Origin of the sequence: Bradyrhizobium sp. ORS 278, assembly GCF_000026145.1 — a bacterium.
Taxonomy (GTDB): domain Bacteria; phylum Pseudomonadota; class Alphaproteobacteria; order Rhizobiales; family Xanthobacteraceae; genus Bradyrhizobium.
On sequence record NC_009445.1, the window covers coordinates 2725446 to 2741738 of the forward strand.

Sequence of the window (16293 nt, forward strand, 5' to 3'; positions counted from 1 at the left end):
GCACGAGTCCTCGCATCATGCCTCGTTTCGCCGCCAATCTCTCGATGATGTTCACCGAGCATCCCTTCCTCGATCGCTTCGCGGCCGCCGCCAAGGCCGGCTTCACGGCGGTCGAATTCCTGTTTCCCTACGATCATCCCGTCGAGGAGGTCGGCAAGCGCCTCCACGGCAATGGCCTGACGCAGGCGCTGTTCAACCTGCCGCCCGGCAATTGGGACGCCGGCGAGAAGGGCTTTGCGGCGCTGCTCGAGCGCTTCGACGATCTCAAGGCGAGCCTCGAGACGGCGCTGCCTTACGCGAAAGCAACCGGCGTGAAGCGACTGCACCTGATGGCTGGCATCGCCGATCGCCACGACGCGAAAGCCGTTGAGGCCTACTACAAGTCGGTCGCCTGGGCGGCGGAGTTCTTCGCGCCGCACGGCCTCGACGTCGTGCTCGAGCCGATCAATCCGCGCAACGTGCCCGGCTACTTCCTCAACGATTTCGGCTTCGCCCGCGACCTGATCCGCGAGCTCAAGATTCCCAATCTCAAGCTACAGTTCGACATCTATCACTGCCAGATCATCCATGGCGACGTCACGATGCGGCTGCGCGAGATGATGGACATCACCGGCCACATCCAGATCGCCAGCATCCCATCGCGCAACGAGCCCGATGGAGAGGAGCTGAACTATCCGTTCCTGTTCGCCGAGCTCGACCGGCTCGGCTATGCCGGCTTCGTCGGCTGCGAATACAATCCGCGCGGCCGGACCGAGGACGGGCTCGGCTGGTTTGAGCCCTACAAGGGAGTGAAGCCGTGACCCTGAAGCTCGGCTGCATCGCCGACGACTACACCGGCGCCTCCGACCTCGCCAACACGCTGACCCGCGCCGGGTTGCGCACGGTGCAGACCATCGGCGTGCCTGCCGACGATCTCGCGCTGCCCGAAGTCGACGCGGTGGTGGTGTCGCTGAAGAGCCGCTCGATCGAGGCCTCGCTCGCAGTGGCCAGGTCGCGGGAAGCCGACACATGGCTGCGCGCGCGGGGCGCCCGTCACGTGCTCTTCAAGATCTGCTCGACCTTCGATTCCACCGACGCCGGAAACATCGGTCCCGTCATGGACGCGCTCGCCGGCGATGCCGGTGACGGCATCGTGCTCGTGACGCCGGCCTTTCCGGAAACCAAGCGGACCGTCTATCAGGGCAACCTGTTCGTCGGCCCCGTGCCGCTCAACGAGAGTCCGCTGAAGGACCACCCGCTCAATCCGATGCACGACGCCAATCTGGTTCGTGTGCTTGGCCGACAGAGCCGCCGCAAGGTCGGCCTGGTCGATCTCGCGACCGTCGTGCACGGGCCGGAGGCGATCGGCCACCGGCTGCAAGAGTTGTCAGGGCAGGACATCGGCGCGGCCATCGTCGATGCCGTGTTCGACGCAGACCTCACCGCGATCGGTGCGGCCGCTCTCAAGAGCAAGGTGTCGGTGGGCGCCTCCGGCATCGGACTTGGCCTCGCGCGGGCGCTCGTCTCGGCGGGGCATGTGCATTCTCACGGCTTGATCCATCACCATGACGCGCCGGTCGGCGGCATGGCGGCGTGTCTCGCCGGCAGCTGCTCGCAAGCGACGTTGCAGCAGATCGCGCAAGCCGAGGCCATCATGCCCGTGCTGCATCTCGATGCGGCGGGACTCGTTGCAGGCTCCGGCGAGACGCAGCGTGCGCTTGCCTGGGCCCGCGAGCGGATTTCCAAGGGACCGGTGCTGATCGCCTCCAGCGCGACACCTGATCAGGTCAGCGCGCTGCAGGCCAGGCATGGCCGTGAAACGGCGGGACATGCCATCGAGCAGGCGATGGCCGATCTGGCGGAGGCACTGATCAATGCCGGTGTGAGGCGACTGGTTGTCGCCGGCGGCGAGACGTCCGGAGCGGTCGTTGATCGGCTCAGGATTCCCGGATTCCTCGTCGGGACTGAGATCGCGGCCGGCGTTCCCGTGCTGCGCGCGATCGGCGCCGAGGCCGGTGAGATGCTGCTGGCGCTCAAGTCCGGCAATTTCGGCGGACCACATTTCTTTGCCGACGCGCTCGGGCTGATGCGCTAGGGCCACCCATCCGGCGGCGGGGCTATCGCATATGGCGATGCGCAGCTGTACCGGCGAATGATCCTGCTCCCTTGTTACTCCGTCATGGCCGTGACAAGCCCGGCCATGACGACGAGGAGAGCGACGAGCACATCACCGCGATCTTCAAATGCGATAGCCCCTGCATCCGGCGGCGCGCGTTCCGGATTTCGGAACGCCTCGCGCGGTCTCGATCTCGTCTGCTTAGTTTGTAAGCCCTTGCACGGCGCACCGGTCGCGTCGTGCCGCGATAAGCATCGGAGCGCACACACAAAATGCAGCAGTTTTTTGTGTGTCGTGCGTCACGACACCCGTAAATTAACGGAGTGGAGTGACCTCACCACTATACCTTTCATCGGTGGACCGCGGCGTGATGGGTCCTTCTGTGGATAGGGCAATGAAACTGAATCGGATCGGCTACAAACTCGGACTCGCCGGCGCTATCGGCGCCTCTCTTGCGGTCGGCATGATCGCCAATCAGATGATCGCGGAGCGGACGGTCAGCCAGGCCAACCAGCAGGCCGAGCGCGCGCGGCGCGTCGTGGAGAGCGTGTTGTCGGCCAGCATCAACATGCAGCAGACCCAGCTCGGAGGCCGCTCGGCGCGGCTGGCGCGGGCCCCGGCCGAGGCGGAGAAGGCCGCCGCCGACATCCGGCAGTTCTCGACCGCGATGATGACCGACATCGACGCGGCGCTCTCCAATGTGTCGACAGCCGACAACCGAACCCGGCTGACCCGGCTGAAGGAGCTGATGACGAGCTATGCGGCGGGAGCAGTCGATCTCGCCGAGGCGCAAAAAGCACTGTTGATCCAGATCGACAAGCGCAGCACGGTCTCCAACGAATGGACCAACGGTCTGAAGACGCTGCTGGCCTCACCGGAGCTGCCGAACCTCGCGTTCCGCGAACGGGTCGAGCGGCAGCTTCAGACGGCCGATGCCAAGCTCAACTATATGCGCGCCCAGGCGTGGCGTTTCGGGATGACGGGCGATGCCGCGACCATCGAGACCGTCAAGCAGACGATCCCGGGTCTGAAGAGCTCGCTGACCGATGCACGCATGCTGGCCGACGATCGCGAGGTCCAGGCCACGATCACCAAGCTGAATGGGATCGCCTCAGACTTCGTCGCGGCCAACGACGAGGTGGTGAAGATCGAGGGTATCAAGGAGGCGGTGCTGCGTGACCGCACGCAGATCTATCTCGGCGAGGCCGGCGAGCTGATGGCGGCCGCGATCCAGGACGCCCGTGCGCGCAATGCCAGCGCTCGTTTCGATGCCGACCAGGTGGCCGTGCGGACGAGCTACATCACGCTGTTCGTCGGACTGGCCGTCCTGCTGTCGGTGATCGGTTCGGTGGTGTTTTCCTTCCTCGGCATCGCCCGGCCGCTGACACGACTCAACGCCGCGCTCGGCGAAATGGCCCGCGGCCGTCTCGACATCGTCATTCCCGGCGCATTGCGCGGCGACGAGATTGGTGATCTCGCCAAAACCGTCACGGTGATCCAGAGCAATGCCGAAGCGAAGGCGCGCGCCGAGGCCGAGGAGAAGAGCGCGCAGGACGCGATTGTCGCACGCCAGCGCAAGGCGGACATGCAGCGCCTGGCGGAGCAGTTCGAGGCAGCCGTCGGCGAGATCGTCGACACCGTGTCCGCGGCGTCCAGCCAGCTGGAGCAGTCGGCGACGACGTTGACCGAGGCTGCGCGGCGGTCGCAGGGTTTGACGACGGCGGTCGCCTCGGCGTCCGAGGAGGCCACCACCAACGTGCAGTCGGTGGCGTCCGCGACCGAGCAGATGGCCTCTTCGGTGACGGAGATCAGCCGCCAGGTGCAGGACTCCGCGCGCATCGCGATCGACGCCGTCGGCCAGGCGCGCACCACGACCGGCCGTGTCAGCGAGCTGTCGAAGGCGGCGACGCGGATCGGCGACGTCGTCGAGCTGATCAACACGATCGCGGGGCAGACCAATCTCCTGGCGCTGAACGCGACCATCGAGGCGGCGCGCGCCGGCGAGGCTGGCCGCGGGTTCGCCGTCGTCGCCTCGGAGGTCAAGGCGCTTGCGGAGCAGACGGCGAAAGCGACCGGCGAGATCGGCCAGCAGATCTCGAGCATCCAGGCCGCGACGCAGGAGTCGGTCGCCGCGATCAAGGAGATTTCCTCCACGATCGAGAAGCTCTCGGAAATCTCGTCGACGATCGCAGCCGCGGTCGAGCAGCAGGGCGCGGCGACGCAGGAGATTTCCCGCAATGTCCAGCAGGCGGCGCACGGCACCCAGCAGGTCTCGGCCAACATCATCGACGTCGAGCGCGGTGCGGCCGACACTGGCTCCGCCTCGGCTCAGGTGCTGGCGGCAGCGCAGGCGCTATCCAGTGACAGCAGCCGGCTCAAGCGGGAGGTCGCGAGCTTCCTCGGCTCGGTGCGCGCGGCGTGATGCCAGCGTAAGGCGACGAGAATTCGCCGCTGATCAGGACGATCGAAGGCCGAAGCGGCAACGCTTCGGCCTTTACCTTTCACTGGGCGCGCGCCGTTCGAATCCGCGTAGTTCTACGTGTTTTGCGTCAATCTGCCGCGGAGAAAGCCCTGAAGTCCCGTAGATCTTCTGTCCCCGGCGTTAAGGTTTCGCCGACGCGCGGGTTCCAATTTGCAATTCTCGACTTGTGCACATTGGCGCGCGCGTCCTGAGCGACAGGACCTGGCTGCGCTTCACCGGGAAGCGAAGAGATGAAGTTGAATCGTATCGGTTACAAGCTCGGTCTCGCCGGGCTCGTCGGCATGCTGCTGGCTGTCGGCGCGCTCGTCAATCAGCAGACGTCGCAGAGCGCGGTCGATGAAGCCACCCAAAATTCGGATCGCCAGCTTGCAATCCGCAAGCTTGCTCTGACTGCGGACGCAGACTTGCGTGGCCTGCAACTCGCCAACCGCGGCGTCCGCCTGGCCCGCAGCGCGGCCGAGGTCGACAAGCTGCTTGCAGACGAGCATCAGATCGAAGGACGTGTCAGGCAGAACCTCGAGACAGCGCAGAACATGGCGGTTCGCCCCGCGAGCAAGGAACGCTTCGGCAGGATTCTCGTGCTGACGACCGATTACAAGAAGGGCGCCGAGGACATCGTCCGGATGCAGAAGGAGCTGCTGGCGACCAACACGCTGCGCGATGCCCAGGCCGCCGACTGGACCAAGCAGTTCGACATTCTGTTGAAGTCGCCGGAGCTGAAGGCGGCGGCGGACTCGACTGCGGTCGAGCGCGACCTGCATGAGCTCAACGCCGCCGGCACCGCGATCCGCACCATCGCGTGGCGCTATCTCGTGACCGGCGACGTCAAATCCAAGGAGAACATGATCGTCCGTGCCAAGGAGCTCGACCAGAGCTTCGTCCAGATCATGGAGCGGGTGCCGCAAGCGGCGAAGTCGGAGGTCGAGAAGCTGCGCGGCCAGCTCAAGGCCTACGTCGAATCCTCGACCAAGGCGGCAGGCCTGGAGGAAGCGAAGACCAAGCTGCTCAACGATACCATGCTCCCGGCCGCCGCCGAGGCCAGCAAGCTGATGGCGGAAGCCGTTCAGGCTGCCGACAACTTCTCTAGGGAAGCCAAGGAGCAGGCGAACGTGGTGGAAGGGAGGGCGGCGCGCGTGAACTTCACGCTTTCGGTCATCCTCGTTCTCGTGCTCGCCGGCACGGTAGCCTTCGGCTTCCTGGGCATCTCGCGTCCGATCGTCGCGCTCGATGGCGCGCTCGGCCGGATGGCTGCGGGCGATCTCGACATCAGGATCCCCGGCTCGGAGCGCGGCGACGAGGTCGGCGACATGGCCAAGAACGTGGTCGTCATTCGCGCCAATGCCGAGACCAAGGCGCGCGCCGAGGCCGAAGAGAAGGCGCAGGCCGACGCGCTCGCCGCCGAGCAGCGCAAGCGGGACATGCAGCAGCTGGCGGATTCGTTCGAACGCTCGGTCGGCCAGATCATCGAGACTGTTTCCTCGGCTTCGACCGAGCTCGAGGCCTCGGCGGGCTCGCTGACCTCGACTGCGGAACGCTCGCAGCAGATGGCCGTCACGGTGGCGGCTGCTTCCGAGCAGGCATCGACCAACGTTCAGTCCGTGGCCTCCGCGACGGAGGAGCTGTCATCCTCGGTGAACGAGATCAGCCGACAGGTGCAGGAATCCGCCCGGATGGCGACCGAGGCCGTAAGCCAGGCGCGGCAGACCAACGACCAGGTCAGCGAGCTGTCGAAGGCGGCCGCGCGGATCGGCGACGTCGTCGAGCTGATCAACACCATCGCCGGGCAGACCAACCTGCTCGCCCTCAACGCCACCATCGAGGCGGCGCGTGCCGGCGAGGCCGGCAAGGGTTTTGCCGTCGTCGCCACGGAGGTCAAGGCGCTGGCCGAGCAGACGGCGAAGGCGACCGGCGAAATCGGCCAGCAGATCGGCAGCATCCAGGCGGCGACCCAGGAGTCCGTGAACGCCATCCGGACCATCTCGGGCACGATCGAGCGGCTGTCGGAAATCTCGTCGACCATCGGCCGCGGTCGAGGAGCAGGGCGCGGCGACGCAGGAGATTTCCCGGAATGTCCAGCAAGCGGCGCGCGGCACCGAGCAGGTCTCGTCCAACATCAGCGAAGTTCAACGCGGCGCGAGCGAGACCGGTTCGGCCTCCTCGCAGGTCCTGTCCGCGGCTCAGACCCTGTCGACCGACAGCAACCGCCTGAAGCTCGAGGTCAGCCGCTTCCTGCAGACGGTGCGCGCCGCGTAGCTGGTAAGACCATCTCGCACAGTCGACCTCATCCATCCCGAATGGCCGCAAGCGGAAGCTTGCGGCCATTTTCCGTGTCGGCGGCTGCCGGGCGTCTACGAGCGACAGCGACTACGTAATATTACGGTGTGCGTTCTTAACGCAGTTCAAGGTCTGAAACCTTAAGATTCAAGACGATTCTTAAACATCGCCTGCGCCACGCGTCCGTCCTGGCCGGCGTCATCACGGATCAATGGCGATCCGAGAGGAGACATTTCATGTTCGCGAGCATGTCCATTCGCGCAAAGATCATTTCGGTCGTTGCCCTGCTTCTGATCGCCATGACCGCCATGGGACTGCTCGCGGTCACAAGCATGCGGACGATGAACGCCAACACTGTCGACATCACCACCAACTGGTTGCCGAGCGTCCGCGTCCTCGGCGAGCTTCGCGCCGCGACCATCACCTATCGCAACGTGGTGCGCGAGCACATGCTGGCGGAGTCGCTCGAGGACAAGCTGGCCCAGGAGAAGACCGGGGCGCTCACGCTCGATGCCGTCGGCAAGGCGCTCAAGACCTATGAGCCGATGATGACCTCGGCCGAGGAGCGGGCCATCTATCAGAATTGGAAGGGGACCTGGGACCGGTATCTGGCGGGTGCGCAGAAGGTCATGGAGCTGTCGCGCAAGGCCGCCGGCCAGATTCCCCACGAGGCCCACGAGCTTAACCAGAACACGGTCAACAAGATCGGCCTCGAGGCGGATGAGGTGCTGCGCAAGGACATCGACCTCAACAACACCGGCGCCGACAAGGCATCGGACGATGCCGCGGCGACTTATTCAAAGTCCTTCGCCATGCTCGGCGTGATCAATGTCGTCATGCTCGCGCTGGGCGCGGTCATCGGCACCCTGATGGTGCGCAGCGTCTCGCAGGGCATCGCCTCGATCGTGCAGCCCATGCAGGCCCTCGGCGAGGGCGATCTGTCGGCCGAGATTCCGCATCGTGGCGAGAACACCGAGATGGGTGCAATGGCCAATGCGCTGCAGATTTTCAAGGACGCCCTGATCGCAAAGAAGGCGGCCGACGAGGCCGCGACCAAGGATGCCGAAGCGAAGATCGAGCGCGGCCGCCGGGTCGATGCCGTGACGCGCCAGTTCGAGACCGTCATCGGCGAGATCGTCAACACGGTCTTCTCGGCGTCGAGCCAGCTGGAGGCCTCGGCGGGCACCTTGACCTCCACGGCGGACCGCTCGCAGCGCCTGGCCACGACGGTGGCCTCGGCCTCAGAGGAAGCCTCGACCAACGTGCAGTCGGTCGCGTCCGCGACGGAGGAGCTGTCGTCGTCGATCTCCGAGATCAGCCGCCAGGTGCAGGACTCCGCGCGGATGGCGAGCGAGGCGGTGAGCCAGGCGCGGACGACCAACGACCAGGTCGGCGAGCTGTCGAAGGCCGCCGCCCGGATCGGCGACGTTGTCGAACTGATCAACACCATCGCCGGCCAGACCAATCTGCTGGCGCTCAACGCCACCATCGAGGCGGCGCGCGCCGGCGAAGCGGGCAAGGGGTTTGCCGTCGTCGCCACCGAGGTCAAGGCGCTGGCCGAGCAGACCTCGAAGGCGACCGGCGAAATCGGCCAGCAGATCGCGGGCATCCAGGCCGCGACGCAGGAATCGGTGAATGCGATCCGCACCATCTCCGGTACGATCGAGCGGCTGTCGGAGATTGCGTCGGCGATCGCCGCCGCCGTGGAAGAGCAGGGCGCGGCAACCCAGGAAATCTCCCGCAACGTGCAGCAGGCCGCGCAGGGTACTCAGCAGGTCTCCTCCAACATCGCCGACGTGCAGCGCGGGGCGAGCGAGACCGGATCGGCCTCGTCGCAGGTTCTCAATGCGGCGCGATCCTTGTCGGGCGACAGCAATCGCCTGAAGCAGGAGGTCAGCCGCTTCCTGGAGACGGTCCGCGCGGCGTAGCTGCCGCTCAACCACACCAATCAAAGATCATCGATCAGCCGCAAGCCTCCGGGCTTGCGGCTTTCTTTTTCGCTCTCGTCGAGCCACGATCTTTGCAATTAACCTGCTTGGTCAATCCAGGTTTTTAACTTGCGTTAACATCTCGCGCGCATAGTGACGGTGCGGGTCGATCGATAAAGACGCAGCTCCACGGGCAGACGGCGCTCCTTTCGTCAGATCGACATGGCATGAGACAACGCGTCGCACGGCCGAGCCGGAGCGCGTTACCGATCTTGGCAGGGTGGCGATCGAATTCGATCGTCGCTCCGTATTTGCACGTAGGCTCCATTAACTGGACTTAACAGCGTCGTCCCTACCTTCGCACCTGAGGGCGGTGGGGCCCGTTGGCGTGCAAAGGAGGGGCGAGCCCAGCCCCTCGGCACGTCGCTGTCCCCGAGCGCCTGACAGTCGCGCCCGTGGAGACTGACATGTCCTTTGCACCTCTCTCTCGTTTCAAGCTCACGATCGGCGTCAAGATCTACGCCTTGATCGCACTGAGCTTCCTTGGCCTGATCGGCCTGACAACATTCAACTCCCGTGAGCTCGCTCAGGGTCTCAAGCTGCAGAAGCAGGTCGAGCTCCGGCATCTCACCGAGCTCGCGCTCGCCATCTTCGCCGAGGAGCATGCGGCCGCGCAGAAGGGGACGATTTCGGTCGCCGAGGCCCAGAGGCGCGCCCTGGAACGGGCCGGCGCGCTGCGCTACGGCGGCTCGGACTATTTCTTCGTTACCGACATGGCGGCGCGCATGCTGATGCATCCGATCTCGACCAAGCTGGTCGGCCAGGATGTCTCCGACATGAAGGATCCCAACGGCAAGAGGCTGTTCGTCGAGATGATCGAAATGGTCCGGCAGAACGGGCGCGGCTTCGTCGACTACGACTGGCCGAAGCCGGGCTCCGAAACGCCGCAGCCCAAGCTGACCCATGTCGCGGGCTTTGCGCCCTGGAACTGGCTCGTTGGCACCGGCGTGTATATTGATGATCTCTCGGCGCAGGCCTGGGCCTCGACGCGGCAGTCTCTGATGGCCGCCGGGCTCGTGCTTTTTGTCCTGCTCGTCGTGTCGACCATCGTCGGACGCGGCGTCACCGGCCCGCTGCATCGGATGACCGCGGCGATGAAGAGTCTCGCCGGCGGCCGTCTCGACGTCGATGTGCCCGGGATCGGCCGCCGTGACGAGATCGGCGAGATGGCGGGCGCCGTCGAGGTGTTCAAGAGCAACGCGGTCGCGCGTCACGCGCTCGAGGAGGAGCAGAAAGAAGCCGAGCAGCGGGCGACGGCGCGCCGCAAGGCGGACATGCACAAGATGGCTGATGATTTCGAAGGCGCGATCGGGGAGATCGTCGAGACCGTGTCATCGGCGTCGTCACGATTGGAGGTGTCGGCGGACATGCTGAGCAAGACGGCGGTGCGGGCCGGCGAGCTCGCGACCGCAGTGGCAGCCGCCTCCGAGGAAGCCTCCACCAATGTGCAGTCGGTCGCCTCCGCCACCGAGGAGATGACGTCGTCTGTCACCGAGATCGGCCGTCAGGTGCACGCGTCGGCGCGCATGGCCAACGAGGCGGTGGAGCAGGCGAAGCGGACCAATGAGCGTGTCAGCGAGCTCACGCGCGCGGCGAGCCGCATCGGCGACGTCGTCGAACTGATCAACAGCATCGCCGGCCAGACCAATCTGCTGGCGCTGAACGCCACCATCGAGGCCGCGCGGGCAGGCGAAGCCGGGCGCGGCTTCGCGGTGGTCGCCGCGGAAGTGAAGGCGCTGGCCGAGCAGACGGCGAAAGCGACCGACGAGATCGGCCAGCAGGTGGCCGGCATCCAGACGGCGACGCAGGAGTCGGTGAATGCGATCAAGCTGATCTCCGGCAGCATCGAGCGACTGTCGGAAGTCTCTTCGACGATTGCCGCGGCGGTGGAGGAGCAGAACGCCGCCACGAGGGAAATCTCGCGCAACGTTCAGCAGGCGGCCCAGGGCACCCAGCAGGTGTCTGCCAACATCACCGACGTTCAGCGCGGGGCCAACGAGACCGGATCCGCGTCCACTCAAGTGCTGGAGGCCGCGCAGGGGCTGTCGACGGACAGCAGCCGGCTCAAGCGCGAAGTGAGCCGTTTCCTGCAATCGGTTCGCGCCGCCTGACCGGCGGCGCCGACACGGCCCGCCGAAAAGTCCCGCCAACCCGTCGCAACGAGTTCGAATCTGTCATGATGATCTTCCCTGATAATCAGCCTCGTCATCGGCTGGTCGGCGGTGCGAAATTGCTCGCATCGCGCTCTGCGATCGCGCTTGCGCTGATGATCGCGGCCGCGACCGATGCGATGTCCGTCGACAACACCCTGGTGGCGCGCGACCGTGCGGGCATCGCGCCTGCTTCCGCCGTGCGCGGCGTCACCGACCGCGAGGTCACCTTCGGCAGCGTGGTGCCGCTCTCGGGCGCGAACAAGGAGTCCGGCCGGCTGCTCAAGATCGGCATCGAGGCTGCTTTCAACCGCGCCAACGAAGCCGGCGGCGTCCATGGGCGAATGCTCAAGCTCGTGGTCGCCGACGACGGCTATGATCCAGCCCGCACGCTCGATGCGATGAAGCAGCTCTACGAGACGCAGCAGGTGTTCGGCTTCGTCGGCAGTTTCGGCACGGCCACGGCGGCGGTCGCGATTCCTTATTCGCTGGAGCGGCGGCTGCTGTTCTTCAGCCCCTACACCGGCGCGAATGTCAGCCGCCACGATCCTCCGGACCGCTACGTCTTCAACTATCGGCCGAGCTATTCCGAGGAGGCGGACGCGCTGGTGCGCTATCTGGTGAAGCTCCGCCGCGTGCCGCCGCGCCAGATCGCGCTGTTCGCGCAGGACGATTCGTTCGGCGATGCCGGATTTGCCGGTGTGGCGAAGGCGTATCGCGCCCTCGGCCTCAACGACGCGGCGATCCTGCGCGTCAACTACGCCCGCAACACGGTGGACGTGGAGCCGGCGATCAATCAGCTCAAGGCTCAGAAGCTGCCGGTCCGCGCGGTCATCATGGTCGCGACCTCGCGGGCGGCGGCCAAATTCATCGAGAAGGCTCACGAGGCGCTGCCCGGCGTGGTGTTCGCCAATGTGTCCGCTGTCGGCGCCTCCGCGCTGGCCAACGAGCTGATGCTGCTCGGCCCGCGCTTCGCTGCGGGCGTCGTCGTGACCCAGGTCGTGCCGGCCGTCTCCGGCTATTCGAGCCTGGTGCTCGACTACAAGGCGTCGCTTGCGAAATATGCCCCCGGCGAGCCGCCGGACTACACCTCGCTCGAGGGCTATATCGAGGCGAGCATCCTTATTGCAGCGCTGAAGAAGACCGGCGCGCAACTCGACACGGAGCGCTTGATCGATACGTTGGAGTCGATGCGCAACATCGATCTCGGCCTTGGCGCCACCCTCGGCTTCGGTGCCGCCGAGCACCAGGCTTCGCACAAGATCTGGGGAACGGCCCTCGACCCGAGCGGGACCTATCAACCGGTCGACCTGGAGTGACCGGCGGCGCGGCCTCGCGATGCGGAGCCGCGCACTCCAGGGCATCTACGCTCGTAAACTCACGGGTTCCAATTTTAATAAATTCTAGGCGTCCGCGGGAACACGCTCTCCGCGTTCAACGCCGCCAGTGATGCCGGAAATTACCTCTTGAAGCGGGCCGCATGGCCTCGTCCGTCATTCCCCTGGCATGAGACGAGGTCAACGATGTCGCTTCTCTCCCGCTTCCGCGTGCTCACCAAGATACTCGCCATCGTACTGCTCATGGCTGCTGTCGCAGGCACGATCAGCTGGTTCGCGATCAGCGCGCTCGAAACAGTGGCCGAAGGCGCCGTGCTCATGAAGGCCGCCGCGAATCGTGCGCTGCTTGCCGCCCGCGCCAATCAGAACGTGATCGCCTTGAACCGGGCCGAATTCCGCGCCGCGCTCGACCCGCGCAACGACAATCGCGAAGCCGCGCTGAAGGTGATCGAGGAGCAGCGCCAGCAGTTCGCCGAGCGTCTGGAGGAGGTTGCCAAGACCAAGGACGACCAGGCGCGTGCGATGATTCCGGACGTTCGCGTGCTCTACGACGACTACATCAAGGGCATGGAGGAGACGATGCGCGTCGTCGCCGCCGCCAAGGACATGCAGCTCAACGAGCAGACCGACAAGATGCGGGATGCCGCCTTGAAGAGCCGCGCCAATTCCGAGAAGCTGCAGGGCAAGATCAGAGAGGTGGCCGACCGTCTCAACGCGCGTGTCGAGAACCTCGCCAAGCAGGCCGACGAGCAGTATCAGCAGACCTCGCGGATGCTGATCGCGGTGGCCGCCGTCGGCATTGTGCTCGGACTGTCGCTTGGCTTCGTCATCGGCCAGTACGGCATCGCCAAGCCGATGCGAGCGCTGGTGGCGGTGCTGCAGCGCATGGCGAAGGGTGAGGAGGTCGCGATCTCCGGCGAAGGCCGCGGCGACGAGATCGGCGACACCGCGCAGGCGGTCAACGAGATCAAGCTGATGCTGGCCGAGAAGGCGCGTCAGGAGGCCGAGGCCAAGATCGCGATGGACAAGCTGCTCGCCGAGAAGCGCCGCGCCGAGATGCACAAGATGGCCGACGGTTTCGAATCCGCCGTCGGCGAGATCGTTCATACCGTGTCGTCGGCGTCCACCGAGCTCGAGGCGTCGGCAACGACTCTGACCTCCACCGCGACCCGCTCGCAGTCGCTGGCGACCACCGTCGCCGCCGCTTCCGAGGAGGCCTCCACCAACGTACAGTCCGTCGCCTCCGCGACCGAGGAGATGTCCTCATCCGTGTCCGAGATCAGCCGGCAGGTGCAGGAGTCTGCGCGCATGGCGAGCGAGGCGGTCGATCAGGCGCGCCGCACCAACGAGCGCGTCGGCGAGCTGTCGAAGGCCGCGACCCGCATCGGCGACGTCGTCGAGCTGATCAACACCATCGCCGGACAGACCAACCTGCTGGCGCTGAACGCCACGATCGAAGCGGCGCGCGCCGGCGAGGCCGGCCGCGGCTTCGCGGTGGTCGCCTCCGAGGTCAAGGCGCTCGCTGAGCAGACGGCCAAGGCCACTGGCGAGATCGGCCAGCAGATTGGCAGCATCCAGACGGCGACGCAGGAATCCGTCGGCGCTATCCGCGAGATCTCCGGCACCATCGAGAAGCTGTCGGAAATCTCCTCCGCCATCGCCGCCGCGGTCGAGGAGCAGGGTGCAGCAACTCAGGAGATCTCGCGCAACATCCAGCAGGCGGCGATCGGCACCCAGCAGGTATCGTCCAACATCGCCGAGGTCCAGCGCGGCGCCAGCGAAACCGGCTCCGCCTCCTCGCAGGTGCTCTCCGCGGCCCAGATGCTGTCCGGCGACAGCAATCGCCTCAAGCTCGAGGTCGGTCGCTTCCTGGAAACGGTGCGCGCGGCCTGATCTCCGATCCAAATCGCCAGGATTTTTCGGGGCGTGGCCGTCAGGCCGCCCTTTTTCGGCGTTCCGGAGCAGGCGAACCGCGACCCAGGGAACCTACGACCTCAAGACTTAACCTAAGTTTGAATCTGTCGGCATCAATTGTTCGCAGTGTCTGGTTAACGCGCCGCCTGCCTGCTGCAGGGGCTGACCACTCCTCAGAGGACTCCGCATGCTCTCGTTGCTGATGAACCTGAAGACGTCGCGCAAGCTCAGCGCGGCCTTCCTCCTGACGATGGTGGTGTCGATCGCCGCCAGCCTTGTGACTTGGCAGAACCTTGGGACGCTCGCGCAGAATAACCAGTGGACGGTTCATACCTACCAGGTGATGGAGCAGGCCAAAGCGCTGGTGTCCGCGATGGTGGACGCCGAGACCGGGGTGCGCGGCTTCCTGGTCGGCGGGACCGACAATTTCCTCGAGCCCTACCGGAATTCGGATGCGGCGTTCAAGAAGGCGCTCACCGAGGTGAAGCAGCTGACCTCCGACAATCCGGCGCAGCAGCGCCGCTTCGAGCAGATCGAAAAGGCCGCGGCCGGCTGGCGCCAGGATGTCGCGGAAAAGGAGATCGCGCTGATGCGCAATCCGCAAACCGTCGCCGAGGCCCGCAATCTCGAAGCCTCCGCCGCCGGCAAGAAATACATGGACGGACTTCGCGGCCTGGTGAAGGAGGTGATCGACGCCGAAGCGTCGTTGCTGCAGACGCGCGCTGATGCTGCCGACGCCGCGCTGGCGTCGTCGCGTACCGCGATCGTGACTGGCGGCGTCACCATGGCCGTGATCGCGATGCTCGCCTGGCTGGTCCTCAACACCGCGATCACCCGGGGCATCACCAGCATGACCGCCGCGATGGGGCGGCTTGCCGCCAACGACCTGAGTGTCGCGATCCCCTATGCCGATCGTCTCGACGAGGTCGGCGAGATGGCAAAGGCCGTGCAGATCTTCAAGGACAACGCCATCCGCGTCCAGGCGCTCGAAGCCGAGCAGAAGGAAACGGAGCGCCGTCAGGCCGAGAGCCGCCGCCGCGACATGATGGACCTCGCCGGCCGCTTCGAGCAGACGGTGGGCGACATCGTCAATGCCGTCTCCAGCGCTTCGGGCCGGTTGGAAACCTCCGCCAACACGCTGCGTCGCTCGGCCGAGCGTGCGCAGCAGCTGACCACGACGGTGAGCTCGGCCTCGGAGCTCGCCTCGAGCAACGTGCAGTCGGTCGCGTCCGCGACGGAAGAGCTGTCATCATCGGTGACCGAGATCAGCCGGCAGGTGCAGGAGTCGGCGCGTATGGCTGGCGAGGCGGTCAACCAGGCCCGCCGGACCAACGAGCAGGTCAGCGAGCTGTCCAAGGCGGCCGCGCGGATCGGCGACGTCGTCGAGCTCATCAACACGATCGCCGGCCAGACCAATCTGCTGGCGCTGAACGCGACCATCGAGGCGGCGCGTGCCGGCGAGGCCGGGCGCGGCTTCGCGGTCGTCGCCACCGAGGTCAAGGCACTGGCCGAGCAGACCTCGAAGGCGACCGGTGAGATCGGCCAGCAGATCTCGGGCATCCAGAGCGCGACCCAGGAATCCGTCGGCGCGATCAAGGAAATTTCCGGTACCATCGAGCGGCTCTCGGAGATCGCCTCGACCATCGCCGCCGCCGTCGAGGAACAGGGCGCCGCGACGTCGGAGATTTCGCGCAACGTCCAGCATGCCTCGCAGGGCACCAAGGACGTGTCGACGAACATCGTCGAAGTGCAGCGCGGCGCCAATGAGACCGGCTCGGCCTCCTCGGAGGTGTTGACCGCGGCCCAGGCGCTGTCGTCCGACAGCAACCGCCTGAAGGCCGAGGTCAGCCGCTTCCTGGACACGGTGCGCGCCGCGTAGCTGTCGGCGATCCCTCCTCCACTCATCAGCGACGAACGGCGGCAATTGCATTGCCGCCGTTTCGTTTTGTTGAAGCCTGTCCGACTCCTGACCCGGTGCGGCGGCATCGCCACAACTCATTGTTCCACCTGAGAATGAGAGGCGGAACCCGTACAATCTCCGTGGTTTTCCGGG

General features: G+C 65.8%; 8 protein-coding genes and 1 pseudogene. All 9 read left to right on the top strand.

The genetic code is table 11. The annotated features are described in order from the left end of the window. Positions 1-17: 17 nt before the first annotated feature. The 9 genes and pseudogenes from otnI to BRADO_RS12000 all read left to right on the top strand — a co-directional run bounded on the left by otnI (position 18) and on the right by BRADO_RS12000 (position 16119). Positions 18-800, top strand: coding sequence for a 2-oxo-tetronate isomerase (gene otnI, locus BRADO_RS11960; protein WP_041756410.1), 783 nt, complete (start codon positions 18-20; stop codon positions 798-800). Next, the gene (otnK, locus tag BRADO_RS11965) at positions 797-2074 is read left to right on the top strand and encodes a 3-oxo-tetronate kinase (protein ID WP_011925583.1); all 1278 of its coding nucleotides are present in this window, start codon (positions 797-799) and stop codon (positions 2072-2074) included. The genes otnI and otnK overlap by 4 nt, the downstream gene beginning before the upstream one ends. A gap of 415 nt (positions 2075-2489) precedes the next feature. Then, entirely contained in the window at positions 2490-4517 is a 2028-nt protein-coding gene (locus tag BRADO_RS11970) for a methyl-accepting chemotaxis protein (RefSeq protein WP_041756412.1), read from the top strand. A gap of 290 nt (positions 4518-4807) precedes the next feature. Further along, positions 4808-6830, top strand: a pseudogene (locus tag BRADO_RS11975) (methyl-accepting chemotaxis protein). Positions 6831-7087: 257 nt separating this feature from the next. Further along, positions 7088-8779: a methyl-accepting chemotaxis protein gene (locus tag BRADO_RS11980; protein WP_011925586.1), complete on the top strand. Its 1692-nt coding sequence runs from the start codon at positions 7088-7090 to the stop codon at positions 8777-8779. Between the two features lie 467 nt (positions 8780-9246). After that, positions 9247-10950 (top strand): methyl-accepting chemotaxis protein, encoded by a 1704-nt coding sequence (locus BRADO_RS11985; protein WP_041756414.1) that lies wholly within the window; start codon positions 9247-9249, stop codon positions 10948-10950. Between the two features lie 68 nt (positions 10951-11018). Further along, positions 11019-12308, top strand: a complete 1290-nt coding sequence (locus BRADO_RS11990; RefSeq protein WP_011925588.1) for an ABC transporter substrate-binding protein — start codon at positions 11019-11021, stop codon at positions 12306-12308. A gap of 204 nt (positions 12309-12512) precedes the next feature. Continuing rightward, positions 12513-14219, top strand: a complete 1707-nt coding sequence (locus BRADO_RS11995) for a methyl-accepting chemotaxis protein (RefSeq protein ID WP_011925589.1) — start codon at positions 12513-12515, stop codon at positions 14217-14219. A 271-nt stretch (positions 14220-14490) separates the two neighbouring features. Continuing rightward, on the top strand, positions 14491-16119 hold the full coding sequence (locus tag BRADO_RS12000; protein ID WP_011925590.1) for a methyl-accepting chemotaxis protein: 1629 nt from the start codon (positions 14491-14493) through the stop codon (positions 16117-16119). The last annotated feature ends 174 nt before the right edge of the window (positions 16120-16293 follow it).